The organism is Pseudomonas sp. GW-45 (assembly GCF_056896675.1).
In genome coordinates, this window is sequence record NZ_CM167674.1 from 3,682,066 (window position 1) to 3,707,932 (window position 25,867).

29 protein-coding genes are annotated in these 25,867 nt (G+C 56.8%); 11 read left to right on the forward strand and 18 right to left on the reverse strand.

What is annotated here, in order from left to right; translation table 11 throughout:
* Positions 1-72: 72 nt before the first annotated feature.
* A complete protein-coding gene (locus AC1XYH_RS17345; protein ID WP_483324365.1) occupies positions 73-522 on the reverse strand; it encodes an OsmC family protein in 450 nt (149 codons plus the stop codon).
* A 92-nt stretch (positions 523-614) separates the two neighbouring features.
* On the opposite strand from AC1XYH_RS17345, the gene AC1XYH_RS17350 reads away from it, so the two are divergent.
* From AC1XYH_RS17350 to AC1XYH_RS17370, 5 genes are all read left to right on the forward strand, one after another.
* Positions 615-941 (forward strand): ArsR/SmtB family transcription factor, encoded by a 327-nt coding sequence (locus tag AC1XYH_RS17350; protein ID WP_483324366.1) that lies wholly within the window; start codon positions 615-617, stop codon positions 939-941.
* Positions 931-1,362, forward strand: a complete 432-nt coding sequence (locus tag AC1XYH_RS17355; protein WP_483324367.1) for a YeeE/YedE family protein — start codon at positions 931-933, stop codon at positions 1,360-1,362. Before AC1XYH_RS17350 ends, AC1XYH_RS17355 begins: the two co-directional genes overlap by 11 nt.
* Positions 1,363-1,364: 2 nt before the next feature.
* Complete coding sequence (locus tag AC1XYH_RS17360) at positions 1,365-1,784, forward strand: DUF6691 family protein (RefSeq protein WP_483324368.1); 420 nt, start codon at positions 1,365-1,367, stop codon at positions 1,782-1,784.
* Positions 1,781-3,508, forward strand: a complete 1,728-nt coding sequence (locus tag AC1XYH_RS17365) for a SulP family inorganic anion transporter (RefSeq protein WP_483324369.1) — start codon at positions 1,781-1,783, stop codon at positions 3,506-3,508. Before AC1XYH_RS17360 ends, AC1XYH_RS17365 begins: the two co-directional genes overlap by 4 nt.
* Positions 3,509-3,587: 79 nt before the next feature.
* Positions 3,588-4,058, forward strand: coding sequence for a c-type cytochrome (locus AC1XYH_RS17370; RefSeq protein ID WP_483324370.1), 471 nt, complete (start codon positions 3,588-3,590; stop codon positions 4,056-4,058).
* 3 nt (positions 4,059-4,061) lie between these two features.
* Here the strand turns inward: AC1XYH_RS17370 and AC1XYH_RS17375 are convergent, their stop codons facing one another.
* Entirely contained in the window at positions 4,062-4,739 is a 678-nt protein-coding gene (locus AC1XYH_RS17375) for a cytochrome b/b6 domain-containing protein (RefSeq protein WP_483324371.1), read from the reverse strand.
* A gap of 336 nt (positions 4,740-5,075) precedes the next feature.
* On the opposite strand from AC1XYH_RS17375, the gene AC1XYH_RS17380 reads away from it, so the two are divergent.
* A complete protein-coding gene (locus AC1XYH_RS17380) occupies positions 5,076-5,528 on the forward strand; it encodes a hypothetical protein (RefSeq protein WP_483324372.1) in 453 nt (150 codons plus the stop codon).
* A 52-nt stretch (positions 5,529-5,580) separates the two neighbouring features.
* Here AC1XYH_RS17380 and AC1XYH_RS17385 read toward each other — a convergent pair whose 3' ends face one another.
* The 3 genes from AC1XYH_RS17385 to AC1XYH_RS17395 form a co-directional block, all read right to left on the reverse strand.
* Positions 5,581-6,366 (reverse strand): SDR family oxidoreductase, encoded by a 786-nt coding sequence (locus tag AC1XYH_RS17385; protein WP_483324373.1) that lies wholly within the window; start codon positions 6,364-6,366, stop codon positions 5,581-5,583.
* 495 nt (positions 6,367-6,861) lie between these two features.
* A complete protein-coding gene (locus AC1XYH_RS17390) occupies positions 6,862-7,191 on the reverse strand; it encodes a hypothetical protein (RefSeq protein ID WP_483324374.1) in 330 nt (109 codons plus the stop codon).
* 123 nt (positions 7,192-7,314) lie between these two features.
* Positions 7,315-8,226, reverse strand: a complete 912-nt coding sequence (locus AC1XYH_RS17395; protein ID WP_483324375.1) for a DUF5677 domain-containing protein — start codon at positions 8,224-8,226, stop codon at positions 7,315-7,317.
* A gap of 961 nt (positions 8,227-9,187) precedes the next feature.
* Here AC1XYH_RS17395 and AC1XYH_RS17400 point away from each other — a divergent pair.
* The 3 genes from AC1XYH_RS17400 to AC1XYH_RS17410 all read left to right on the forward strand — a co-directional run bounded on the left by AC1XYH_RS17400 (position 9,188) and on the right by AC1XYH_RS17410 (position 11,964).
* Entirely contained in the window at positions 9,188-9,736 is a 549-nt protein-coding gene (locus AC1XYH_RS17400) for a sigma-70 family RNA polymerase sigma factor (protein WP_483324376.1), read from the forward strand.
* Complete coding sequence (locus tag AC1XYH_RS17405; protein WP_483324377.1) at positions 9,733-10,452, forward strand: anti-sigma factor; 720 nt, start codon at positions 9,733-9,735, stop codon at positions 10,450-10,452. The genes AC1XYH_RS17400 and AC1XYH_RS17405 overlap by 4 nt, the downstream gene beginning before the upstream one ends.
* Before the next feature lie 732 nt (positions 10,453-11,184).
* Positions 11,185-11,964 carry a DUF4394 domain-containing protein gene (locus AC1XYH_RS17410; protein ID WP_483324378.1) on the forward strand — a complete coding sequence of 260 codons (780 nt, stop codon included), beginning with the start codon at positions 11,185-11,187 and terminating at the stop codon, positions 11,962-11,964.
* Positions 11,965-12,125: 161 nt separating this feature from the next.
* On the opposite strand, the gene AC1XYH_RS17415 is transcribed toward AC1XYH_RS17410, so the two are convergent.
* The 6 genes from AC1XYH_RS17415 to AC1XYH_RS17440 all read right to left on the reverse strand — a co-directional run bounded on the left by AC1XYH_RS17415 (position 12,126) and on the right by AC1XYH_RS17440 (position 17,761).
* The gene (locus AC1XYH_RS17415; RefSeq protein ID WP_483324379.1) at positions 12,126-12,422 is read right to left on the reverse strand and encodes an excalibur calcium-binding domain-containing protein; all 297 of its coding nucleotides are present in this window, start codon (positions 12,420-12,422) and stop codon (positions 12,126-12,128) included.
* A 236-nt stretch (positions 12,423-12,658) separates the two neighbouring features.
* Positions 12,659-13,396, reverse strand: coding sequence for a TSUP family transporter (locus AC1XYH_RS17420; protein WP_483324380.1), 738 nt, complete (start codon positions 13,394-13,396; stop codon positions 12,659-12,661).
* A 7-nt stretch (positions 13,397-13,403) separates the two neighbouring features.
* A complete protein-coding gene (locus tag AC1XYH_RS17425; RefSeq protein ID WP_483324381.1) occupies positions 13,404-14,189 on the reverse strand; it encodes an SDR family oxidoreductase in 786 nt (261 codons plus the stop codon).
* A gap of 369 nt (positions 14,190-14,558) precedes the next feature.
* Complete coding sequence (locus tag AC1XYH_RS17430) at positions 14,559-15,488, reverse strand: SDR family oxidoreductase (RefSeq protein ID WP_483324382.1); 930 nt, start codon at positions 15,486-15,488, stop codon at positions 14,559-14,561.
* Positions 15,489-15,491: 3 nt separating this feature from the next.
* The gene (locus tag AC1XYH_RS17435) at positions 15,492-16,436 is read right to left on the reverse strand and encodes a bile acid:sodium symporter family protein (protein ID WP_483324383.1); all 945 of its coding nucleotides are present in this window, start codon (positions 16,434-16,436) and stop codon (positions 15,492-15,494) included.
* Positions 16,433-17,761: a flavin-containing monooxygenase gene (locus AC1XYH_RS17440; RefSeq protein WP_483324384.1), complete on the reverse strand. Its 1,329-nt coding sequence runs from the start codon at positions 17,759-17,761 to the stop codon at positions 16,433-16,435. Before AC1XYH_RS17440 ends, AC1XYH_RS17435 begins: the two co-directional genes overlap by 4 nt.
* 165 nt (positions 17,762-17,926) lie before the next feature.
* On the opposite strand from AC1XYH_RS17440, the gene AC1XYH_RS17445 reads away from it, so the two are divergent.
* Together AC1XYH_RS17445 and AC1XYH_RS17450 are read left to right on the forward strand one after the other, a co-directional pair.
* Positions 17,927-18,892 carry an AraC family transcriptional regulator gene (locus tag AC1XYH_RS17445; protein WP_483324385.1) on the forward strand — a complete coding sequence of 322 codons (966 nt, stop codon included), beginning with the start codon at positions 17,927-17,929 and terminating at the stop codon, positions 18,890-18,892.
* 460 nt (positions 18,893-19,352) lie between these two features.
* Entirely contained in the window at positions 19,353-19,715 is a 363-nt protein-coding gene (locus AC1XYH_RS17450; RefSeq protein WP_483324386.1) for a hypothetical protein, read from the forward strand.
* 106 nt (positions 19,716-19,821) lie between these two features.
* Here the strand turns inward: AC1XYH_RS17450 and AC1XYH_RS17455 are convergent, their stop codons facing one another.
* The 7 genes from AC1XYH_RS17455 to AC1XYH_RS17485 all read right to left on the reverse strand — a co-directional run bounded on the left by AC1XYH_RS17455 (position 19,822) and on the right by AC1XYH_RS17485 (position 25,818).
* On the reverse strand, positions 19,822-20,340 hold the full coding sequence (locus tag AC1XYH_RS17455; protein ID WP_483324387.1) for a nucleoside deaminase: 519 nt from the start codon (positions 20,338-20,340) through the stop codon (positions 19,822-19,824).
* 36 nt (positions 20,341-20,376) lie between these two features.
* Entirely contained in the window at positions 20,377-21,168 is a 792-nt protein-coding gene (locus AC1XYH_RS17460) for an ABC transporter permease (protein WP_483324388.1), read from the reverse strand.
* Positions 21,149-21,901, reverse strand: a complete 753-nt coding sequence (locus AC1XYH_RS17465) for an ABC transporter ATP-binding protein (protein WP_483326410.1) — start codon at positions 21,899-21,901, stop codon at positions 21,149-21,151. Before AC1XYH_RS17465 ends, AC1XYH_RS17460 begins: the two co-directional genes overlap by 20 nt.
* 36 nt (positions 21,902-21,937) lie before the next feature.
* Positions 21,938-22,933 (reverse strand): ABC transporter substrate-binding protein, encoded by a 996-nt coding sequence (locus AC1XYH_RS17470; protein ID WP_483324389.1) that lies wholly within the window; start codon positions 22,931-22,933, stop codon positions 21,938-21,940.
* A gap of 262 nt (positions 22,934-23,195) precedes the next feature.
* A complete protein-coding gene (locus AC1XYH_RS17475) occupies positions 23,196-24,146 on the reverse strand; it encodes a DMT family transporter (RefSeq protein WP_483324390.1) in 951 nt (316 codons plus the stop codon).
* Positions 24,143-24,946, reverse strand: coding sequence for an ABC transporter permease (locus AC1XYH_RS17480; protein WP_483324391.1), 804 nt, complete (start codon positions 24,944-24,946; stop codon positions 24,143-24,145). The genes AC1XYH_RS17475 and AC1XYH_RS17480 overlap by 4 nt, the downstream gene beginning before the upstream one ends.
* Positions 24,943-25,818 (reverse strand): ABC transporter ATP-binding protein, encoded by an 876-nt coding sequence (locus AC1XYH_RS17485; protein ID WP_483324392.1) that lies wholly within the window; start codon positions 25,816-25,818, stop codon positions 24,943-24,945. The genes AC1XYH_RS17480 and AC1XYH_RS17485 overlap by 4 nt, the downstream gene beginning before the upstream one ends.
* Between the last annotated feature and the right edge of the window lie 49 nt (positions 25,819-25,867).

Sequence of the window (25,867 nt, forward strand, 5' to 3'; positions counted from 1 at the left end):
AGCTGTATTTAGTGTGCGGACGCGGTCGTGGTTGGTTGAATATCGCAACAGGGGGCACGCGCACCCCCGTGTTCAGCCCTTGAGCAGGGTGCCTTCGGTGTCCAGCACCTTGAGATTGATCGGCAGGGCGGCGACGACACTCTGGGATACCGTACAGAACTGCTCAAATTGATTGAGAATGCGCTCCAACCGCTTGAACGCGCTGGCTGGATATCCCAGATGCAAGGTCACATCAACGCCCACTATGCGCAGATGATTATCGGTATCTCGGCCCAAATGGCCGACCGCCTCGGTACGGATGCCGTCATTGGGCTGATGGAACTTGCCCAGCGCAAACACCAGGCTATCGCTCAGACAGTTGCCTAGTGCAGTGACCAGCAACTGTGCCGGGCTGGGACCCTGATTGCCGCCCAAGGGAGCTGGTTCATCGGTAATCAGGTCGGGTGTATCGCCCTGGTATTGGACCAGAAAGCGATAGTTCTCCTGCTGCTGCAAAGTCACTTCAACGCGGTTATCACCCATGATGTGCTCCGATAATGATGAGTTGGTTGCAATCAATCTATTTTTTTATATATTGTATGTCAATAAAGTGTTCCCGGGACCTGTCCAACCGTATGAATAATCAAATCGACATCAATCGTCTCTCCAGCGCTGCTGATCAGGCTCAACAATTGCTTAAGGCGCTAGCCAACCGTGACCGCCTGCTGCTGCTTTGCCAGTTGGTGGAGGGCGAGCGTAGCGTCGGCGAGTTGGAGCAACTGCTGGGTATTGTGCAGCCTACGCTGTCGCAACAGTTGGCGGTATTGCGCCGCGAAGGTTTGGTGGCAACCCGCCGTGAAGGCAAGCAGGTTTATTACCGTGTCGCCAGTGCCGAGGCGCTGGCGGTTCTCAATACCCTTTATGGCCTATTCTGTGCCGAGGAAGTAACTAATGCAGATTGACTGGGTTGCCTTCACTCCCTGGAGTGCCTTGGCCGGTGGTGCGCTGATTGGCGCGGCGGCGGCCATGCTGATGCTGTTTAACGGCCGGATTGCCGGCATCAGCGGGTTGGTCGGGCGTCTGCTTGTGCCGCAAGCCGGTAATCGCGAGGCCCTGCTATTTGTAGTTGGGCTCTTGCTAGCGCCATGGCTGTATAAGCTGGCGGGTGCGGATATCAAAGTGGAGGTTGACGCCGGCCCCGTTGCGCTGGTGATTGCCGGCCTGCTGGTGGGCTTTGGCTCACGGCTTGGTTCGGGCTGTACCAGTGGGCACGGGGTATGCGGGCTGGCACGTTTATCGCCGCGCTCACTGGCGGCTACGCTGAGCTTTATGGGCGCAGGTTTTATCTGCGTTTTCGTCCTTCGTCATCTGTTGGGAGTCTGAGCATGCGCGCATTGATTGCATTGGTCAGTGGGCTGGTATTCGGCTTGGGCCTGCTGCTTTCGGGCATGGCCAACCCGGCCAAAGTGTTGGGCTTTCTTGATCTGGCAGGCGCCTGGGATCCTTCCCTAGCACTGGTTATGATCGGGGCTATCGCCGTGGCCTTTATACCCATGCAGTGGACCCAGCGTAGTGGCGTGACCCTGCGCGGTGAAGCCGCGCAAATACCGGGTAATCGCCAAATTGACCGGCGGCTGATCATCGGTAGCCTAGTATTTGGGGCCGGTTGGGGCGTGGCCGGATTCTGCCCTGGTCCGGGGCTGGTCGCCGCCTCGGCGCTGGTACCGCAGGCGTTGCTGTTTGTGGTCGCGATGCTGGCGGGTATGTGGCTGTTCAGCTGGTATGAGCGGCGGGTGCGTGCATGAGTAAGAACCCTCGGTTGCAGCCGCCGGGCGGCCCGGAAATGCTCGCTTGGCTGCGCCATTATCGGCGGGCCTGGCTGGGCGGCGACCTGACGGCAGGCCTGGTACTCAGCATCATGGTCATACCGCAAAGTATGGCTTACGCGATGCTAGCGGGCATGCCAGTGGAAGTAGGGCTGTATGCCAGTCTATTACCGCTGCTGGGCTACGCCATGTTTGGCAGCAGTATGAGCATGTCGGTTGGCCCGGTAGCGATCACCGGCCTGATGACCGCTACCCTGCTGGCGCCGCTGGCCACGGTAGGCAGCCCGGACTACCTGCAGCTAGCGGTCTGGTTGGCACTTCTGTCGGGCTTTATGCTCTTTGTGCTGGGTCTGTTGCGTTTGGGTTTTCTTGCCAACTTCCTCAGCCATCCGGTGATTAGCGGTTTTATCAGCGGCGCTGCCATTCTGATTATTCTCAGTCAACTGCCCAGTCTGCTAGGGCGTGAAAACTTGCCGCACGGGCTGCCCCAGCTGGTACGTGAGTGGCACCTGCTGAACACCCTGGTGTTGGGCATGGGGCTAGCCGCGCTGGCTTGGCTGCTATATGCCCGCACGCTGATGGCGCGACATATTGAAGCGCTGGGATTACCAGCCGCGCTAGCCACCCTGCTGGCACGGTTGGCGCCCATTGTGGTGGTGGTGGTCGCGGTGTGGGCGACTTGGTATTTCGATTTGGCCGCCCTCGGCGTTCCCGTGGTGGGCAACCTACCCGCTGGGTTGCCTTCATTGGTCTGGACCACACCCGGCTTCGGCGACCTGCGTCAGCTATTGCTGCCGGCAGCGCTGATCAGTCTGGTAACCTTTGTGGAAAGCGTCTCTATTGCGCAGTCGCTGGCGCGACGCAAGCGCCAGAGCGTTAACCCAGACCGCGAGCTACTCGGTCTGGGTGCCGCTAACCTGGGCTCGGCATTGACCGGCGGCTTCGCAGTGGCGGGCGGTTTTTCGCGCTCCAGTGTCAATATCGAGGCCGGCGCCAACACGCCACTGGCGGGTGTCATCGCTGCACTGATCATCGGCCTGATACTGCTGACCGTGGCGCCGCTGTTCGCCTATCTGCCATTGGTAATGCTGGCAGCGGTGATCATGATTGCGGTCACCCCGTTGATCGACCTACGCAGCCTGAGCCGCGCTTGGCGTTATGATCGCGCCGAAGGTCTGACGCTGCTGAGCACCCTGCTGGGCGTGCTGATACTCGGGGTTGAGGGCGGCATCATTCTGGGTGTCTGTTGGTCGATCATTGCTCAGTTGTGGCGCGGTAGCCGCCCGCACGTAGCAGTCATAGGCCGGGTGCCGGATACCCATTACTTTCGCAATACCAAGCGCCACTTGGTGGAAACCGTGCCGCAGCTACTGGCGCTGCGCATCGACGAAAACATCTTTTTTGCCAATACCAAGGCGGTCGAGCAGGCGATTTATCAAGCGCTGGCAGATTACCCCGACACCCGAGAAGTGTTACTGATTTTGTCGGCGGTCAATCACATCGACAGCACTGGACTGGACATGCTCAGCGAGCTGACCGAAGGACTAAGTGAGCGCGATATTCATCTGCACCTTGCAGAGGTAAAGGGCCCGCTGATGGACCATCTTGAGCACACCGACTGGATCACCCGGCAGATTGACGAAATATTCCCCAGCACGCACATTGCTTTTAATACGCTGGCGGATTTAAGAAGGCCAGAATAGAGCCACGCTAGCGATGCACGCTTAGCCTGCGGACGCTACTATGCAGAACAAGCTTGATTCCACCAAGTAGGAGAAACGCATGAAAACCGTGATTGCCGGCGCCCTGAGCGCCTTATTGCTGGGTGGCGCCGTAACCGCCGCTTACGCACAGGTCTCGCCAGAAGACCAGATTGAGATTCGCCAAGCGGGATTTAGTTACATGGCTTGGAACATGGGCAAGATCAAAGCCCAGGTCATTGATGGCAGCGTAGAGTACAACCAGCAGCAGGTTAGCGCCGCCGCCAATGCCATCGACGCCATTGCTAACTCCGGTATGGGTGCGCTGTTTGGTCCCGGCACCGAGAAGGACATCGGCGACCTGCACACCCGTGCTGATCCGGCCTTGTTTGAGAACATGCAGGACATGGCAGAACTGGCAGGTAACCTGGGCACCGCAGCCAGCAACCTGGCAGCTAAAGCCGAGGCTGGCGATCAGGACGAAATCCGCGTTGCCTTTGGTGAAGTCGGCAAGAGCTGCAAGTCTTGCCATGAAAAGTACCGCATGGAATAAGCGCTACCAGGCGGGCATCGCCGGCGCTGGCGGTGGGGCAGGAATCCAACTGCCCCACGCCAGCCACACCATGCCGATGGCAATCACCAGCGCAATGCTCAACGCCAGCCCGCCACCGCTTTCGGCCTCGTGTACCGGCTTCTCTTCCACCGTCTTACGGCCATGCAGCATCGCGCCGAGCAGCTTTTTACCGCGCAGTCGATAAACCACAATCGCCAGAATATGCAGGCCGATCACAACGTAGATCAGCTGCTCGGTGGAGCGATGCCAACCGCTAACCAATGAGCTCACATCACTGGATACCAAGCGCGTCAGGGGCCCATAAAAGGCCACGTCATCATTGGTGATCAAACCGGTCAACGCCTGAAAAGTAAACAACCCCAGCATCGCAAACACTGAGAAGGCACCGAGCGGGTTATGCCCCAGTTCGTGCCAGCTGCCGCGCAGGTAATGGGTAATACGGGAGGGCGTCGGGAAGAAATTACTGAAGCGAGCGTAGGTGCCCCCCACCAGACCCCACACCAGACGGAAGGTCAGCAGCCCCAGAACGGACAGGCCAAAACGCCCGTGCCAGAGCATCCAGTTGCCTCCGAGGCTTACGGTTATCAAAGAGCCAGTAACGCAGAGGGCTAACAGCCAATGAAATAGACGAAGAGGTAGATCCCAGACGGTAACTTGCATGGAGCGCTCACAACTTTTATTCCAGCATTGAAGGCTAACCCCTGAAGCCGGTGCTCGCAATACCTTGAGTTAGACAGATTCAGATGTGTCTCGGCAGGATTGCCTTGTCTCACCGCTGAGCAACTCAGGCCAGTGTGTAATTGAGCCTGGAGGCTTATTGCGTAAGCGCCGAATTCAGCGGTCCATAGCGCTGCGAAAAAATACTGTTAAAAGTCGCAAATAGCATAATGACATTACTGCATAGGCTGATTATGATCGCCCGGCGTTATCGAAAAAAATACTAAAAAAACAATTGAAGAAGGACTCTTCTAAATGATGTGCCTGAAAAAATTGGCTATGACAGCCGCCCTTTCTGCCTCCGTGTTTGTGACTGGCTGTGCCAGTATCGTTAGTGACTCGCAGTATCCCGTAGTGGTTAATTCCAATCCGCCCGGTGCCGAATATCAGATTCGTAACCGCAGCGGTCACGTTATCCATCAAGGCACTACCCCTAGCACTGTTACCCTGAAGTCCGGCGACGGTTACTTTAAAGGTGCGCGTTATAACCTACAGTTCACCAAGGAAGGCTTCGAACAGCAGAGCCAGACGCTGGATTCCAGCATGGATGGTTGGTATTGGGGCAATCTGTTGATTGGTGGTGGTATCGGTCTGCTTCTGGTCGACCCGCTCACCGGCGCCATGTACAAAATGCCGACCAACAAAACTGCCAACTTGGTACAAATCCCGATGGCCGAGCCGGTAGTGCAAAACGTTGAGCCTGGCGAAGTAGTCAGCGCCGTCAGCGAGTAACTCAGCAATAGAAAGGGGCGCCGTAGCGCCCCTCTTCATGTGCCGCCTTCCCTTACAACGTCATATTCCGCGCCAGCTTGTCGCGCAACAGCTCAGGATCGTTACTTGAGGCTTTATCCAGCTCCGCCAGTTCCTCCGGAATGTACCAATGCAGTTTCTTTTCGTCGTGGTAACTGGCCCACACCACCTTTGCCACTTCAACCGCTTCAATCAATCGGAACGGTCCTTTGGTAGGCGCCTTCTCCAGAAACTCGTCAGACGTCATACCGGTGCGGATCAACCCTGGCAGCGCATCGGCGCAGCGAATATCGTAACGCTTGAACTCGTTCGACCACGCTTCGGTCAGGCCCTTCACCGCATGTTTGCTGGCCGAATACACCGCAATCAGCGGCATGCCCATGGTGGCCGAAGAGGATGAGGTGTTGAAGCACAAGGCATTGGGTGTTTCTTTCAGCAACGGTAGCGCGCTGTGAGTGCCGTTCATTACGCCGATGACGTTGACGTTGATGATCTTCAACTGATCCTCGAACGACATCTCATCGAAGAACCCGCGCATGATGATGCCCGCATTGTTGAACAGAACATCCATACGCCCGCCGGTAGCTGCGCCAAAGGTCGCTACCGCGGCATCAAACTGCGCCTTGTCGCTCACATCCAGTGTTTGGGTAACGCAGTTGTCTGCACCCAACTCTGCCTGCAAGGCGTCTAGTCCCGCCTGATTTACGTCGAATGCGCCGATGAACCAGCCTTTTTCGTTAAACAACCGAGCGGTCTCGCGGCCCATGCCGGAGGCGGCACCGGTGATAAAGATGGATTGACGGCCAGCGGCTTGTGACATGGGCGGAGCTCTCTTGTTGGTGTTGTGGACGAGCTGACGTTAGCACTGACTGGGTGGCTTGGGAGCCAATGGGTAGTTTGGTTGATTATTGGGGAATCATTGGGGTGATGGGCGGGTCTTGGCGTTTGATATGCAGGCTGTTGATCCGACGCCTTTGTCGAGCGGGATGTTTGGTTTGATTCTGCTTTTCGCCTTGCTGGCGAGCCAAAGGGGGCCGCTTGCCCGGCCCCCCTTAGCGATCCCCCGGGGCACCCAGCTGCGCGGCCCTTCGGGTTCGCTGCGTTGCTCAAGCTGCCGGGGATACTCGCAAACTCGCTACGCTCAGACACCGCGAGCATCTTTTTCCCGGCAGCTCTCCGCTACTCGCCCGCTCAGATGGGATTGGGGGCCGAGTGGTGTTGGATAATTCTGCTTAGTAACGCGAAGCTTTGCGGCAATTTTGTAGCCGCGCAGCGGTGGAGAAATTGCCCGGCAAGAGCGCCTGGTTATGAGCTTTCATGGGATATGTACATGCTTGACCCAGTAAGGCGCAAGGTATCCGAGCATCCCGCCCAATAAGGCTCCAATGCCCATTACTTCAACTCTGGAGAAAAGTACCCAACCGAGGACTGCCCCTGCCAGGCTCCCAAATACGAGCTCGTAAGCCCAGGCATGCCGGAACGCCTTTGGCTCGATTGACGTTGCAGCAACAACACCTAGAAAGATTCCAGCAGAGGCCACAAACGCAAGCCTACGCCAATCACCAAAACTGAATATGAGAGAGAATATGGAGAACCCCCCACCGAAAAGCAGGATTGAAAAGGCAATTACTCGAAATTTAGACATATGCCTGCTTTGTACTCATAACGCCAAGTGCAGCTGTATTTTGGTTGGCGTGTAGTTTTGTGTAAAATGGCGTAGCCATACACAAGACGAAGCGCCAACCAAAATGTCAGCTGGCACGCCTTGTTAGAGCTTTTCATTGACTTTAATTCTCTCAGAAACTAAGCGAGGTCCATGCTCAACAACCTTAACTGTTGATTCAGTAATTCTGTGCTTTAAATCAATTATTTCTGTGGCATCAATACCAAATCTAGCAATATACATTGCGGAAGCAAATGCATGGTAATCTAGAGCAGTAAGAGCCAAGTATAGTGAAAAGTTGTACTGCTCAATCATTTGGGCTTCTTCTAGCCCGGTTACGTTTGCTGTTATTCGGGCCATTATTTTATTCAGAATATCCTCTGCATCATTATGAGCTTGGGAGCACAAAGCTACATAGATAGTTCTATAGCCAACTTCTTCGCCAATTTCTTTAAACCGATCAAAAATACTCGGCCATTTTGAATTGACAGCATCAAAATCTACATTGCATAAAGCAAGTGATTTTTTTAAACCGTATTCATAATGATCCAAGGCATTATCTTTGTCGGAAATCCTCTGTATGTGGTGGGCTTTAGCTTCCTCAGGATAGGAGGAATCTTCGACGCTTTGCTTCCAAGTTTTATTTTGTTTACGTTCAGTTGCCAAGTGATGTTTGAAATAGGCGATTTGTTTGGTCATTGAATCGCCGAGGCTTACGTAGTGCAAATTAACACTGCCTTCTATAGCGGTTCTGCAAAGCGCCTCGCACGAAGGAAGTTGACCTATTAAAAACACACCGAATACGCCGCAACAATACTCATAATTCCTTCTATACATATCGTGCATTGATGACCAAGGAACCTCATCAACTAGTTTTTCCTCATTTTCTTTACACAAACGCTCAATAAGATCATTTAATTTTTCTAGGTAATAGACCCCATCGTGCAGAGGTTCATTAAGCTCCATATCCTCTGAGAGGGTTCTCTTCTTTATAAACTCTATGACTAGCTCGTGCATTTTTCCCTCTAAGCTCTAACGCCCGGCACACGTGCCGATTTGTAGCCGCGGAGCGGCGGAGAAGCAGTCACTGTGCTGCCGCTTGTTAGGGCCTGAGTTCATTTCCATAACCCATGGCGTCGATAAACCGAAACGCATGCAATTTCCAATGCTGCGAACCCGATTAGTCCAGCGACATGCGCCACTACAGCCAGATAAGGGGACTCAAAAACAAGCCAGAGAACGAGCGGGAGCGCAACGATCGCTGGCATTACCAGAACCCAACAAGCTAGCTTATAGCGGACTGGCAGTACCGCATATCGCTGCGCCTTTTCCGGACTCCGCCTAAAGTCCTGTCTTTGCATCAACCGGTGAGCAATCGCCGCCACACCATATACAATTAACGCCGGGATCCATTCCATGCATTACCCTAACAGTGATTAGGTCGCACGCTGCGTTAATACGCGGTATAACGTGCGTGGAAAATAACTAAATACTTGTTTTTTATCAGTCACTTGTGCGTGCTCATACTGTTATCCCGCACGTTAAACTGCGTGCGATATAAGTAAATTATGGCTGCGCGCAGGCAGCACGATATTGCGCTGGTCAGCAAGTGGCAGGGCGTTTGGTTTTGTAGGTTGGGGTAGTCAGGCATCCGTGCCTCCAGAAAGGGGTCTGCAAAAAAGCAGTTACTGGCATAGTGCTACGCTTTTGGCGGCTTGCCAACCCTGTTTTTGATCAGGGCGTTTGCGGTAAACCAGTCCGCTTTTGAGCCGAGTAGCGGTTTTATTCGGGTGACGGAATAGGCGTATATCACTACAAATCGTGGATGTCTCTTGCGCGGGGAGTCGCTGATGGCGCGCACCCCGCCGAAACAATTACACACGAATTGTCCATATTATTTCACTACCCGACATCCGTAATGCCTGCTCGCGGGTATAGCCTGCAGGGACGGAATGGCGATTGAGTACAGGATTACGGTATGGCAGACAGCGAGTTTGATTACGAGGGCACTCTGGAGGCCTGTGCGCGGGGTGATAAGGGCGCTTTTCAGCGTTTGTATCAGCGCGAGGCCGGGCAGATGCTGGGGTTGGCTATTACCTTGCTGGGGCGGCGTGATCAGGCTGAGGATTGCTTGCACGATGCGCTGGTTAAGGTGTGGCATAACGCTGATCGTTTTGATCGTTCGCTGGGTCAGGGCCGCGCGTGGATTTACAGCATTCTGCGTTACCGGGCGCTCAATCAGCTGCGCAGTCGCGGTCGGTTGGTCGATACCGACGACGGCTTTATTGAGCAGATGGCCGATGACAGTGCGCAGGCAGAGGATATCGCCAGCGATCAGTCCGAAGGCCGTGAGCTGCGTCGTTGTTTGCGTCAGTTGGAGCGTCCGCGTCGTCATCCGATCCTGCTGGCCTTTTATCGAGGCCTTACCCATGAACAGATCGCCAGCCGGTTAACCACGCCGCTGGGCACCATCAAGGGACGTATCCGCGCCGGACTACGCGCATTGCAGGAGTGTTTGCAGGCATGATTCCAGAGGCAATTGAGCCGCGTCGGGCGTTGATCGGCGAGTATGTACTGGGCTTGCTCGAAGAGCCGGAGGCCAGCGAAGTGCGCGAGTTGATCGCGCAGGACCGTGATGCCGCACGCATGGCGCTGGAGTGGGAGCAACATCTGCTTGAACTAGCGGACGAGTTGCCACCGCAAACCCCTTCATTGGTGTTGTGGGAGCGCGTGCAGCAGAGCCTGGGTTGGACGCCTGCCTCTCAAGCCACAGCCGCTGACGCTTTCGCCGGGTGGTGGAACAACCTGGGCCTCTGGCGCCTAACTAGCGGAGCATTGGCGCTGTTGGTTCTGCTCAGTTGGCTACCTGGCGTGATGCGTGATGCCCCTAGCAGCGCCAGTTTCACGGCAGTGCTGCAAGTACCGGGCGAAAGCGCCAAGCCGGGCTGGGTGGTTACTGTTGACGGTGACGGCACGCTGAATCTGCAATCGCTGGTGGCGGATCAGATTCCGGCCAATCAGAGCGTGCAGTTCTGGACGCTCATCGATCCCAAAGACGGCCCGCGCTCATTGGGCCTGATTGAGCCGGGCAAAGGTACGACTCTGAGTGCCGAGCAGATTGGCGCGGTGCAGGCCGGGCAGTTGTTTGAGCTGACGCTCGAGCCGGAAGGCGGCTCGCCTTTGAATCGTCCTACTGGACCGGTTTTGTATATTGGGCGTGCGGTGCTTATTGCGAGTAACTAGGGGTGGTATTGGTTTGGTGTTCGCGCCTGGTTATTTTTTTGCGTGATGGTCATGCGCGTTTTTCGCCTCGCTGGCGAGTCCCCTTTCTTTGCTTGCCCAAAGAAACGGAACCCAAAGAAAGGGCACCCCCAGCCAAGCTGGCCTGCGGCTTCTCTGCGTTACTCGGTGTTGAGCGCGCCTGCGGAACTCGCTTCGCTCACACAGTCCTCGGCTTAATCGCTCAACCCCTGCGTTACTCGACAGCTTGGAAGGGGGACGAAACGCCTGAGATCGGAGTCCTGTCGGGCTTGGTTGTTTGGTTGAAACTTAAACATCAAAACTGAAGGCTGCACGGACTAAATAATTCCATCTGAGCGGGCGAGTAGCGCAGAGCTGCCGGGAAAAAGGCGCGTGCGGTGTCTGAGGTGCGCAGCGCCGAGTTTGTGAGCGGCCGGCTAGGTGTGCCCCCGGCAGCTTGAGCAACGCAGCGAATCCGCAGGGCCGCGCAGCTGGGTGCCCTTGGCTCGCCTAAGGGCGAAACCGGAAATCAGCTGAGCAAATTATGTATGCGCATCGCACGCAACGGCTATGACGAGGTTTGCGGTTTCGAACATCGCGCTAGAGCTCAAGAAAATTTATTTTCATCCCCCGACATCCAAACCCCAGCCTCATGGGTATTAGCTAGTAGGTGACTTACAAAGCACCCAGCTGGATGGGCCAAGCCCATCACCACATGAATGCGAGGAATCACAGATGAATACTTTCAATAAACTGATCCTGACGACTTCACTAACACTGGCCGCCGGCACCGCCAGCGCCGCCCAATTGCTGGCCCTCGGTGAAGACGGCATGCTGCACAAGATCGATACCGAGGCACTGAGCGTCACTGCCAGTATGCAAGTTGACGGCGCCAGCGATCTGCGCGGCATCGACGTGCGCCCTGCCAACGGCATGCTCTATGCCCTCGGCGGCGGCACCCAGCTGTACACCATTGATGCAGCCACGGGTAAAGCCACCGCCGGCGCCAAGCTGAACTCTGCGCTACCCGGTAGCGAGCACGCCGTGGTCGACTTCAACCCCAAGGCTGACCGCCTGCGCCTGCTGGCTGCCGACGGCACCAACTTCCGCGTGAATGTTGAGACCGGTGAAGTTGCTACTGATGGCAGCGTGGCTTACGCCAAAGATTCCGAGCACGGCACCATGATGCCGAAAGTGGTTGCCGGCGCTTACACCGACTCTTTCGCCGGTACCGAAAAAACCGAGCTTTATACCGTCGACCTCGCCACCAGCATGTTAATGCTGCAGAACCCACCGAACGATGGCGTGCAACAGCCAGTAGGTGAGCTAGCCAAAGGGCTGGACTCTGCTGCCATGGACATCGCCAGCGACGGCAAGGGCGGCAATACCGCTTATGTACTCGCCAATGGCACCCTGCACACCGTGGATCTGAAAACCGGCACACCCACCTCGCTGGGCATGATCGCAGACCTACCCGAAGGCATTATCGACATCGCCGTATGGCCTGAAATGTAATTCGTTTCTGCTGCTGTAACTAAAACCCCGCGCATTTGCGCGGGGTTTTTTATACGAGATAAACCGCTATTCGGCAGCTAAAGCCCAGACGAAAACTGAATTTTCCAGTTGCTTAAGAAACCTTAGAGCTGACACTTGGGCATGTTGTATGCGTCAGCTATCTAGAACCGGGAGTCGTTCTCGCAGGGTATGCCGTCCCGGTCTCCGTCCATTTTGGTATTGGGGCAGTTTCTAACAAAGAACTCGGCCTCTGCACGGGAATGCATTTGACTGCAGTGCTGTCGCCCGTCGCAGGTAAAGCTTGGTTTTGACGGTGTGGGTGTGACGCGGTTGCTGGATGCTTGGCTAGTCACCTCACTACGATGCCCCGCGAATTCTGGGTTTTGTGGTTGCAGTTTTTCGGTATATATCTTCCAACCTGCAAAAATAACCAGCGCGAAAAACAATAATTTTTTCATGGGCTTACTCAGAAATTTTGAAGCATTAATCGGCGGGATCTGTGGATGAAGAGCTCGGGAGCATTACGCAGGCGGATACGCAAAATGACGCATTCGTAACGCCAATAGTAAAGCGGGTTGTTTGTAGTGCACTGCAACAGCCAGGCATCCATGCCTCCAGTAAGGGGACTGCAAAACTGCAGTTATTGGATAGTGCAATTTAATGATGTGCTTGCCAACTGGTTTTTAGGTCTGGCTCAGAGCACAGCCTTGCCCAGCAACACCCCCCCCGTCACCAGCAGTAAGCTATAAATCATCTGCCGAAAACGCTGTTCGTTAAGGCGGTGATGCAGAAACTCGCCCAAGAGCACGCCAACGACCAGCAGCGGTAAGTAACTGAGGATATGTGGGATGCTCGGTAGCAGGCTGCCGTCGAGCAGAAACAGGATAGTCATGCTGCCGTTTAGGCAAAACCACACGCTAATCAGGGTGGCGCGCAATTTGCTCTTGTCGAGTTGCGTCCCGGCCAGCCCGTAGACCAGCAACGGCCCCCCAGAGGCGAACAGGCCGTGGGTGATGCCCGCACCTAGGGTGAGCACGCGGCTTAGCCAGCTGGGATGCGCTTCGCTGGTTTGCCCGCGAAACATACGCCACAGCTCGCGCCCGGCGAACCACAGCACCAGTATGCCGAAAAGCGCCTTTAGCAACTGGCCGTCAAGCCAAGGGCGCAGGCCGTAGCCAACCAGCATGCCGAGAAGCATCAGTGGCAAAATCAGTTTGAGCAACAGTGACCACTGAATATGCTCGCGGTTGCGCCAGGCCAGAAAGCCGCTCATAAAGATATTCAACGGTACCAGCACCGGCAGCATAGCGGGGATGGGCAGCAGCAAAGCACCAAGCGACAGCGCGATAACGATGCTGCCGAAACCGGTAATGGCTTCAATGGTGTAGGCCAGCAGGATGAACACACCCAGCCAGATCCAGGGATCGATCATTGAATCCTCAACTTAACTCTCCGGCAAAGCGTTTGCGTATCTGACGCAAATAGAGCGCCGGGGCGAAGCGCCAGAGCAGGCTGCCGAATTTCGACACCGGCTCGGGCAGCAGCCAACGTTGCCTTTTTACAAGCGCTTTGTCGATCAGTTCTACCATCCATTCGGTGCTGCGCATGCCGCCAACCATAGAGCGCGCATGGCTGGCGGGCTTGCCGTCTTTGCCGAGGGCGTTGTGCTCAATGGGGGTGTCGAGAAAGCTCGGATAAACCATCAAGACATGGATGCCGTCACACTCCAGCTCCAGCCGCAACACTTCAAAGAATTGGGTCAGCGCGCCTTTGGCGGCGCAATACGCGGCGCGGCCGGGCACGGGCATCCAACCGGCCATGGAGCCGATGCAAATTATCTCGCCGCGACTCGCGCGTAGCAGCGGCAGCGCGGCCATGGTCAGCTCTACGGGACCTTGCCAGTCCACCGCCATAACCTTGCGGAACACGGCCGTGTCGGTCTTGTGCGCAGGCGAGCGGTGGGTGATGCCGGCATTGTTGACCAGTCGATCCAGTCGTCCGAATGTTTGCTCGGTGGCGCCGATCAGGTGTTGGATGTCTTCTGCGCGGGTAATGTCAGCAACTACCGTCAGCACGCGTTCGGGTGCATTGAGTTGCGCTTTACGTTCTGCCAGCAGGTCGGCGTTGATATCCGCCATTACCAGTTGGTGACCAGCGGCGAACCATTGCTGCGCCATGGTCCAGCCGAGGCCTGAAGCGGCCCCGGTGATCAGTATTGTCTTCATGCTCGGGATACTCTCTTATTGTTGTTTTATGGAAGGTCGAGTTCCATCTCGACCATCGCGCTCGCCTGCACCACCGTTGGCCGGGATGGAACCCGGCCCTCCAAAATCAAACCCGCTATGACCCAACCGCCAGCGTGCGAAAAAAGCCACCCGTCTTAGGAAGGTCGAGTTCCATCTCGACCAGCGCGCTCGTCTGCATCACCGCTGGCCGGGATGGAACCCGGCCCTCCACAACCAAGCCCGCTATGACCCAACCGCCAGCGTGCGAAAAAACCGCACGTCTTTGGAAGGTCGAGTTCCATCTCGACCAGCGCGCTCGCCTGCATCATCGCTGGCCGGGATGAAACCCGGTCCTCCATCAGCTGAGCGTTAGCGTCGCAATCCGCGCGCTTCGATGAAGAACTCCAGTGTTTCTGCGGAGGTTTTTTGTAGCTGATAGCCAAATTCGTTTTTCAGCCGTTTATTGCTCAGCACCGGGCGATAACGCAGAAAGTTGATCTGCTCGGGGCCGGTAGGTCTACCCAGCCACTTAGCGACCTGTAATGCGCTTTTCAGCATCCAGGGCGAGAGGTTCAGCGTTGGTTTGTTCAGCCGCTTGGCGATTTCGCGCATGGTCAGCGCGCCGTCGCCAGCCATGTTGTAGATGCCGTTTTTATCTTCGCGGATGCCCATTTCCATGGCGGCCAGTACGTCTTGATCCCAGATAAAGACGAAGGGTGAGTCGCTACCCTTGATGGTCAGAACGCGCTTTGCTTCAAACAGGCCGGTGATCTGGTTGCGCGTCTCGGCGCCGAGCACAGTGCCGGGGCGGAATATCAGCTGCTGTAATTCGGTGTGGTTGCTGCGGAAGGTAGCCAGCAGTTCTTCGACCTGACGTTTGTGATCGGAGTAGGCGAATTCGGCGTTACCGCGAATGGTGTCAGCTTCGTCGATCCATTCCGGGTTGTCGGGATAATAGCCGTAAGCCGCGCCGGAGCTGGTCACGGTCACGTGCTTTACGCCCGCTTCGATGCAGGCACGCAGCACATTGCGAGTACCGTTAACGTCGATATCAAAATCGCGCGCACGATCCTTGGACGCCTGGAGTATGGACGCTAAATGCACCACGTGAGTGATCTGGTGCTGCTTCATCAGGGCGGCCAAGCCACGGTCGCGGATGTCCATAATGTGCAGCGGAAAATTCACATCATCGCGGCTGCGCAGGTCAGTGCCCACCACGTAAAAATCTTGGGCCAACCGGTTACCCAACTGATGGCCGATGTAACCGGCGGCTCCGGTGATCAGAATACGTTTGCTCATGGATTACAGGCTCTGTTCTGCGCCGCGCTGGGCGGCAAGGTGTTGGGCGTGTTCGGCACGGCGGCTTTTATAGGCCCAGATTTGCGAGAGCGTAAGCCCTGAAACCAGATGCCAGGTGCCCCAGAAGGCAGTGATCAACATCATGCCGCCAGCGTTCGGGAAGAAGGTAAAGAGGATCACCAGGCCAAGGCCGGAGTTCTGAATGCCGACTTCCATGGTCACCGCTCGGCGGTCCGCGACGGGTAGTTTCATCAGCCGCGCCATGCCGTAGCCAAGCGACAGCGCCAGCAGGTTGTGCGCTACCACTAGCCAGAAGAAGCTGTTGAATCGCTCGATAAACAAATCAAAGTTGTTGCTGAAGGCAATACCGACAAAGCCCAGAAACACCAGCAGCGAGACGATACGCAGCGGTTTTTCACTGCGCAGCGCCAGCGCTGGCCAGCGTTTGCCGCTGAACATGCCGAGGATCAAAGGCAGCGCCAGTACCAGCAGCACGATCAGCAGAATGCTGCCCGGTTGCAGGCTGATCTGCGTCAAATACTCGCGGGTATGCGGGTTCAGCCAACCATAGAAAGCGAAGTTGAGCGGCGTAAGTACAGTGGCTGCGAGGCTGGATACCGCCGTCATACTGACTGAAACGGCGACGTTGCCCTTGCCCAGCCAGGTCATCACGTTGGAGAAGCTACCACCGGGGCAGCAGGCAACCAAAATCATGCCGAGTGCCAGCTCAGGGTCGATGTTGAGTGCCCAGGTTGCCAGACAAGTGGCCAGCGGCAGCAACAAAAACTGCGCGAACAGGCCTGCCAGCGGCGCGACTGGCGCTTTTAAGATGCGCTTGAAATCATCCAGTTTGAGCGTCAGCGAGACGCCAAACATCATCGCCGCCATGATGATATTGAGCAGAATCAGGCTGGCTGGATCAAACTGGATCGGCAGCGCGCCGCTCATGTTGCGGCTACCGGCAGAGGTGCGCTCTGCTGCAGTCCGGCCTCCAACTCGCCGATATGTTGATGCAACGCTTTGAGGTAGGCGTCTTTGTTGACGTAGTAGGCCATGCGCGCCAGCTTGATGTAGTTGTAACCACCATCCAGATTGGTGGTCGCTTTCTGGCGCTTGGTCTCGGCAAACTGCAGGGCGGTGGCGCTGCACTGCTGGCGCTGATGAATATAGAGCGCGGCCAGCCGAGCTTGCAGGTTGCGACCTTCCCAGCCAAGACCAGCGGCTTCAATCATGCCCATCATGAAGAGGTTGTCGTGTTGCGGGTGGAACACGTTCAAGTACAGCTGCGGCGCATCCAGCTCAGCCGGCCAGTTAAGATGCTCGCGCGCAATAAAAGGATAGTCGAGCTGGTACCCGGTCGCCATCAGGATAAGGTCGTACTCGCCCTGCTCGCCATCCACAAAGTTAACCTGGTTGCCGTTCAGTCCCTGAATATCTCGCCGGGCTTTGATGTCCCCGTGGCCGAGGTGATGCAGGATCAGCGAGTTGACCACCGGGTGCGACTCATACATGCGGTAGTCGGGGTCTGGCAGCCCGTAGTCTGATGGCTTGCCCATGATCATGCGGATCATCGCAGCATCCACACGCTGTTTTAATTTGCGCGGTAATTTGCGTTTGCCGCCTAGACTATCGGTCGGCTTACCTTTGATGAACTTGGGCAGAAAGTAATAGCCACGGCGCAGGCTCATATCCACCGACTTGGCGTGGTGCACGGCATCCACGGCGATGTCTGCCCCGGAATTACCGCAACCGATGATCAGCACGCGCTTGTCTTTGAACACCGAAGGATCGCGGTACTCGGATGAGTGCATTAAGCGGCCGGAAAATTCGCCCGGCAGCTTGGGTTGGTTGGGAGTATGCAAGGTGCCATTGGCAATTAGCACGCCTGCAAAGTGCCGGGTTTGCTGCTCGCCGTTGCATTCGGTGACTACCTGCCAGCCGCTGTTGTCTGGCGTCAGGCTGAGCACTCGGGTATTGAATTCGTAATGGCGGCGCAGATCGAAATGCGCGGCGAAGTCACCGAAGTAACGCTTCAGTTCGGTGTGGTGCGGGTAGGTAGCAACCGCATCGTCCATCGGAAACTCGGCAAACTCGGTCATCCGCTTGGAGGAGATCAGGTGCGCGGTTTGGTACATGGTGCTGTGCGGGTTATCGATGTCCCACAGACCGCCGACGTCGCTATTTAGCTCCAGTCCAACGAAGGGAATGTCCAGCTTTTGCAAATTCCGGGCAGTGGCCAAGCCCATGGGACCGGCGCCGATGACAGCGTACATGTGGGTGTTCCTCATTGTTGTTATGTTTATTGCTATGCTGGCTGGCGCGTTGGCGGATTACGCTGACGCGCCACGGACTTCACCGCAAGGCTATGTTGCTCAGTCTAGCCAAGCGAAAGGTGCGCGTATCGCACCAAACGGGACAAGGAACCGGCAATTCACGCCATGCCAAGCGATCAACACAGTGTGACTCCCCTTTATGCTCAAGCCCTGTTGCAGTCGGCTGAACGCCACGGCGTCGCCCTGCCCGCACATCTGCAGCAGCTGTTGCAGGCGCGTGAGCGCATACCGCTAGTGGTGCAGGATGAGCTGTGGGAAAGCTATTGTTCGCTGCTGCAAGACCCGCTCGCCGGGTTGCTGTTGGGGTTGGATATCCAGATTGGTCACCTCGACAGCGCTGGCATGTTGCTGGTCACTTGCGACACTTTGGGCGAGGCGTTGGAAGAGCTTGTGGAATACGCGCCGGTGATTGGCGACGGCGGTGACTTCAGCCTGCAACAGGAAGCAGAACTCGCCTGGATCGATTACCAACCGCACCTATCGGTTCGCCAGGCCGAACGCGTTGAAGCGGTGCTGGCTTCGCAGTTGAATCTCACCCGCTGGTCCACTGGCGGCCGCTTTGAGCCCACCAGCATTAGTTGTACCCATGCGCCGTTGGCAGGTCTTACCCGATATCAGCAACTGATCGATTGCGAGCTGCACTTTAATGCCAGCCATAATTGCTTGAGCTTCAGTGCCGAGCAACTCGCGCTACCGCTGATTCAAGCCAACAGCGCGCTGCGTGAGCATCTTCGCCAACTGGCTGATCAGACCCTGGCTGCCCTTGGGCAGCATAGTTTGAGCGCAGAGGTACAAACGCTGGTGCGCAGCCAGCCGCGCTGGGGCAAGGATCGCATCGCCGAACAGCTCGGTCTTAGCGGTCGTCACCTGAATCGCAAGCTGGCCGAAGAAGGGCTCTCCTTCAAGGTCCTACGCGAAACCCTATTGCAGGAAATGGCGTGCAACGCCCTGCACGGCCGCCAAAGCGTGGCGCAGATCGCCGAGCAACTCGGCTTCTCGGATGAAAACGCCTTTGTGCGAGCTTTTCGTCGTTGGCAGGGCACTACCCCGGCGCGCTATCGCCAGGGGTAGCGCGGGAGGCTTTGTTAGCCAGGGAATGCCGAGCTCCATCGCGACCATCGTCTTCAGCTTCACCACCGTTGGCCGGGATGGAACCCGGCCTTCCAAAACCCGGTACCCCCAAAAACCCGCGTGCTGGCAAAACTACCGAGCCATGGAAGGTCGAGTTCCATCTCGACTATCGTCTTCAGCCGCACCACCGTTGGCCGGGATGGAACCCGGCCTTCCCAGGGGCAACATGCCGAGATGTCGACGAACGCAGAGGCTTGCATTTAAATCTGGCTGGCCTATGGTATGGGCCTCCGCGCGTTCAGGCTCAGGCGCGACTTCGATTACCGAGTTAGACCATGTATTGGCTTCACCCCCGCACCGATAGCTACTTTGCCTTCCTGAATTAAGCCGGGACGGTTTCACCGTACCCGGCGTTGCCCTCTTAATCCCCCTGTTGGTTTTCTGTCAGAGAGAAAAAGACATGTCGTCTATGGTCGATGTGAAGCGGCACTTGCGCACCTTGGCGCGCAATACAGCCGTATGGCACACAATTGGTCCGCGCGAGCTGGCTAGTGTGATTGGTAAGCTGGAGTTGTTGGAGCGCGACCGTACTGCGTTGCGGGCGCGGGTGGGCAGCGAGTTATTGCTGCTGGACATGAATACGCAGGATCTTGTTGAGCTGCGTCTGACTGAACGCGGCTGCAGTGCGAGCGCGCAAGTGTCGATTTTCTCGCCGTTAGGCGCGCGGCTGTTGGCCGCCCGCCCCGGTGATCTGCTGAGCCTGGGCGGGTTCAGCGGTGGCTATCGGCTGCTGTTGGTGCGGGTTGAAGCGCCCCCGGCTTAACACTCAGGGCATCATCGTTTCGATATCCGCACCTGCAAGTCATCCGGACGACAGCATTCGGGCGGTCGTCCGGGGTTGCCTTCAGAAACAACACACGATCTGCAGATCAGACTTGCCAGAAACTCAGGTGAACTTGAGCAGACTCTTCTTCGAGTAACGGCCCGACAACTTCTACCTTGCGCTGACCGGCGTTGAATACCGTGCGGCAGGGTAGGTCGAGGGTAGGGTTTTCCGGGTGATTGCCAGTCATGTCTTTTAGGCGTTTTTCGCTGGCGCCATAAACCACGCGGCCCACTCCGGCCCAATACACGGCACCGGCGCACATGGCGCAGGGTTCGGCCGAGGTATACATGGTGCAACCAGCCAATACCTCAGGAGAGTAAGTGGTGTTGGCGCGCGTCATTAACACGCGTTCGGCGTGGCCGGTCATGTCGTGGTCGGGCAAGAAAGCGTTGATCTGCTCCATCAGCACCTTGCCGTCGGCATCAACGAGAATGGCGGCGAAGGGGTGGATGCCCTGTTTGCTGGCCTCTTCGGCCAGGCGGAAGCTTTCGCGCAGAAAGCTGATGTCACGTTCGGTATGGCTCACAAAAATAGTCCTTGTTGCATCTAGTGCTGAGTGCATGGCGTGGCCGGCGGCGCGGTGGCCGCCAGCGGTAGTTTATTTTTTCTTCGGCAGACTCCAGGCGAAGAAGATCTGCTGGGTCCACTGCACCGATTTGAACAGCAGTAAGCTGACGCCGGCGAGGAAGAACAAGCCAGCGAAGGCCTGCGGAATCTTGAAGAACGAAGTCGAGAACTGGATGAAGTAGCCAAGACCTTCTTCGGCGGCAACAAACTCGGCCACGACGGCGCCGATAATCGCCAACGTGATGGCTACCTTGAGGCCGCTAAAGATGTGCGGGATCGCATAAGGAATACGGATCTGCCAGGTCTCGCGACGCGTCGGTGCATCCAATGAGCGGCTCAGCTCGATCAGTTCTTCAGGCGTTTCGTTAATCCCCGTTGCGGTCGAAACCACCAGCGGGAAGAAGGTCAGCAGGCAGGTGATCAGTACGCGTGATGGATCATCCGAACCCATCATCACGATGATCAGAGGCGCTACCGCCACCACCGGTGTGGACTGAATCACTACCAGTAACGGGTACAAGGTGCGCGACAGGAACTCCGAACGCATCATCGCGATGGCCAGCGGGATGCTGACGACTATCGATAGCGCAAAGCCCATCAGTGCAACGCGTAAGGTGGCCCACAGGTGCATCATCCAGCGACTGAATTCGACATCGAAGAAGGCGCTGAAGATGGCGGTAGGTGCTGGAAGCACGTAATTAGGCAGCGAAAACACTCGGCAAACCAGCTCCCAGAGGATGATCAAACCAACAAAGAACAGCCACGGCGAGAGGTTTAATAGCAGCGCTCGGCGCGCTGCTGCCTCAGTGGGCGTCTGGCTCATAGATATGTTTCCTTATGCGGTCAGTCAGCTCGCTGAAGCGGGGATCGTTGATGGTTTTGGTGCTGCGCGGGCGCGGTAGATTGATATCAATCAGGTCGAGCACGCTGCCGGGTCGCTTGCTCATAACCAGTACACGGTCGGCGAGCAACACGGCTTCAGAAATGGAGTGGGTAATGAACAGCACGGTTTTCGGTTGTTCGTCCCAGATTTTCAGCAGATCGAAACCGATCTGTTCACGGGTCATGGCATCCAGTGCCGAGAACGGCTCGTCCATCAGTAGGATGTCGGGATTGAGCAGCAGTGCGCGGACAATACCCACGCGCTGTTGCATCCCGCCGGACAGCTCGTCCGGCATCTTGTCGGCGAAGGCTTCCAAACCAGCCATCGCCAACAGCTCGTTAGCGCGTTTTTCGTCCTGCGCGCCGTAGCGGCCGAACTTGTGCTTGAGCGGGAAGAGCACATTTTTGCGAACGCTCAGCCATGGCAATAGGGTCGGCTTTTGAAACACGATGCCAACGTCGTCACGGGGGCCGTTTACCTTTTTGCCAAATACGCTGACTTCACCCTCGCTCGGCACCAGCAAACCCGAGACCATGCGCAGCAAGGTACTCTTGCCGCAACCGGAAGGGCCTACCACCGCCACAAACTCGTGGCGATTGATGTCGAGGTCGATGTTTTGCACCGCCATCGGGCTGCCTGGCGTGGGATCGTATCGATGCCCAACGCCAACCATCCGTACGAAAGCGCGTTCGCTTTTGTGCTCCATGTGTTACTCCACAGCAGGCATAAAGTCGCGGTTGACGATGGTTTCCGGGTCGAGCGAATCCAGACTTAGCTCGTTTGCCTGAGCGACCCACTTCCAGGTGGTAGCAATACGCTCTGGCGTCATGGTGCCCAGGCCGTCAGCCTCGCTGATCTCGTTGAAGGTTAACGGCATGGAGTCGCCGATTTGCGCCGTAGCTACCGCAGCGTCAACCTCGGGGACCATGGTGTGCAGATCGGCAGCGGCTTTTTCTGGATTCTCATGGGTGAAGCGTACTGATTTGTCGTAGGCGCGCATGAAGCGCTTGGCCACATCCGGGCGCTCGCTGAGGAATTCATCGCTGGCGACAACGGCCGAGCTGTACAGCGAGAGCCCGGCGTCGGACCAACGGATCACGTTGATGTCTTTGCCAGCGCTAGCCGCCTGTTGCTTGAATAGAGCGATATTGGTGACCCAGGCGATGATGGCGTCAGTGTTGCCGGTAACCAACATTGGACCCAACGCACCCGGATCGGATTTGGTCAGGGTAACGGCATCAGCCGGCATGTCATTGGCTTGCAGTACCAACGGCAGGAAGGCGTTGGACGACGTGAACGGTGAGGTAGCAACCTTCTTGCCGGCAATATCGGCGAAGTTGTTGATGCCGCTGTCAGACAGCGAGAAGAATGCGTGCGGGCTCTGGTTGAAGATCATGTACACGGCGCTGACCGGCACAGTATCTTGCGCGCGGGCGGCCATCAGGGCGCCAATATCGGCACTGCCAATGTCGGCCTGGCCGGTAGCGATCTTGGTAATCGCATCGGTGGAACCACGGCCACTGGCAATGCTGACTTCGAGATCTTCAGCCGCGAAGAACCCCTGCTGGATACCGGTGTACACAGGGGCCTTGTCGCCGCCGGGCAACCAGTCCAACTGATAGGTTACTTCATCGGCGGCGGCAGCCATTCCGCTGGCGGACATGGCAATGACCATCGCCAGAACGCTGGATGCTTTCTTCAACATAGTCTTTCTCCACAGGGTTTAGTGTTTGGCTTATATCCTGACCACTTGGGCAGGTTTTAGTGATCAGGAGCAATATGCGGGCCAGCTTGGTGGTTTTGGGCAAAATCCCCTGTAGGTCGTGCAATTCCGGGACCTATTGCTGGCAGGGCATGCTGGGAACGGGGTTGTCGTATTTTAGAAGCACGCTGGGCGCGCTTTATTGGTGCGATGCCCCATTGTGTGGCGCAATGGGAGTGCATCCCGTTGCGCCTGTCGACGGCGTTCAAGTGATGGAGGACTCCGCCTCCCGTCGGGTACGCAAGGCTTGGCGGCGATCAGCCAAGCCCACGATTAAAATGCCGGTAGCAATCAAGGCAAAGCCGCTGAGGTCGGAGCTGGTGGGCTGCTCATGCAGAAACCAGCTGGCCGCGAGCAGGCCCACGGCAGGCACCGAGGCAGAACTGAGTGACAGGCTGACCGCCGGCAGCGAGCGCATAGCCGCCACTTGCGCCGCAACGCAAAGGCCAGACGCCACCGCACCACTGAACAGCAGCTGCCAGCTAAAGGTCGGCTCCCAGATGATCTCGCTAGGGTCTTCAAAAAACAGCGCTATGGGCGTCAGTACCACGACCGAAATCAACACTTGCCAAGGTATCAGTGCGAGCACATCGCCGTGCCAGTGATGCTTGCGTACGTGTACCAGACCGACAGTCCAGATTAGTGTAGCCAGCATGATAAGACCGCTGCCGATGAATACCTCACGGTTATCCCAGCTGATCGACAGCGGGTTAAATACCGTCAATAGTCCGCTTAACCCAAGCCCAACGCCAACCGCACGTGGCAGCGTAAAGCGCTCGCCGAGAAAGAGTGCAGCGGCTGGCACCACCCAAATCGGCGTGGTGTAGGCGAGAATCGCCGCCCGCCCGGCAGGCAGGAATTGTAAGCCCAGCGTGACCAGCGAGATGAAGGCCATGTTTTGCAGAATGCCGACCGAGAACAGCACCGGCCAATCAGCGCGGTGCGGTAAACGCAGAATGCCCATGCAAGCAGCGATGATGAACATGGTGATAGCGCCCAGCGCCATACGCATACTGGTAAATAGTAGGGGTGGGCTGTTTTCCAGACCAAGCTTTAGGATCGGAAAGTTCAGCCCCCAAGCCAGCGCAGTAAAGCCCAGCAGCAGGTAACCCAAGCCCCAAGCGTAGCTTTGCGGGGCCGGGTTGTTGCGGCTCAATGTTCTACTTCCAGCGCGCTCTCGTGCCAGTTGCGCAGCGCGCGGTCGGACAGCCAAACCATGAGTGCGAACAGCGCGATACCGGTCAGGGTAATCAGCACCAGCGCGGCAAACATACGCGGAATCTGCAGGTTATAACCTGATTGCAGAATCAGATAGGCGAGACCGGCCTTGGAGCCGCCCGTCCCGGCTACAAATTCCGCCACGACGGCACCTATCAGCGCCAGACCGCAACTAATACGCAGACCACCGAAGAAGTACGGCAGTGCGCCCGGGATACGCAGGCGAACCAGCTCCTGCCAACGACTGGTGCGGTACATGCGGAACATGCTGAGCAGGTTCGGATCAACGCTGCGCAAGCCCAAGGTGGTATTGGAGATGATCGGGAAGATGGCAATGATCACCGCGCAGACAGTGAGCGCCCAGGTGGTGTCGTCTACCCAGATGATGATTAAGGGTGCGATAGCCACCACCGGGGTGACCTGTAGCAGTACGGCATAGGGGAATAGACTCAGTTCGATCCACTTGCTCTGAATAAACAGCAGTGAAGCGGCAACGCCCAGCACGACCGCGATAACGAAGGCCAGAAGGGTGATCTTCAGGGTCATCATCAGTGCGGCTAACAAGGTCTTCCAGTCGGTAATCAGCGATTTAATAATCTCGATCGGGCCGGGCAATATGTATTTGGGCATTTCGTAAGCGATCACGGCAATCTGCCAGAACAGCAGGAAGAGCACGCCGACCACCAGTGGGGCAGCAATCTTGACGAAGCTTTCGTTCTGAATGAGTGGCGCTTTCATGCCTTGCTCTCCTGTGGCGCGCCCATGGCGCTGGCGCGTTCCAATGCTTGCGAGACCTGCCGACAGTAGCCAGCAAACTCAGTAGAGACCCTGAAGTCGGCATTGCGCGGAAAGGGTTGATCAATTTTGATGTCATCGACGATGCGGCCGGGCCGGGCGGCCATCACTACTACGCGGCTGGATAGATAAACTGCTTCGTAGACGCTGTGGGTAACGAACACAATGGTCCAACCGTTCTTCTGCCACAGCTTGAGCACATCGTCGTTGAGCTTGTTGCGGGTCATTTCGTCCAAGGCGCCGAAGGGTTCATCCATCAGCAACAGGTTTGGCTCGGTGACCATGGCGCGGGCGATTGAGGCGCGCATTTGCATACCGCCCGATAGCTCACGCGGAAAGGCGTTATCAAAGCCGCTGAGCCCTACCATCTCCAGCGCCTGATCGATTTTCTGTTCGGTCTCGGGGCCGCTTTGATGCTCTAAATCCAAAGGAAGACGCACGTTTTTGCGTACCCGTGCCCAGGGCATTAGCGTGGCGTTCTGGAATACGAATGCCATCTTGCGACCTTTGTCGCCAACGACGTTGTATTCTTGCTCCCAAAATTTGATGCTGCCGCTAGTGACATCGCCGAGCCCGGCCATGATGCGCAGCAGAGTACTTTTGCCGCACCCGGAAGGGCCGAGCAGGCTGACAAACTCGCCCTGACGCACGGTCAGGTCGGCACCTTTGAGCGCTACGGTGCCGTTGGCGTAAATCTTGTTTACACCTTCAACCTGTAGCACCGGGCGGCCGTTAGGAGAGCTGGCTTGTGCTGTCGGCTCACCGGCGGCATCGGGTGTGCTGGGTTTTAGAGGGGTGACTCTGGAAGAGGTCATCTTGTGCTCCAGTGATGGCTCGCAGGGCGAGCCATCATTTCTCTTGAGG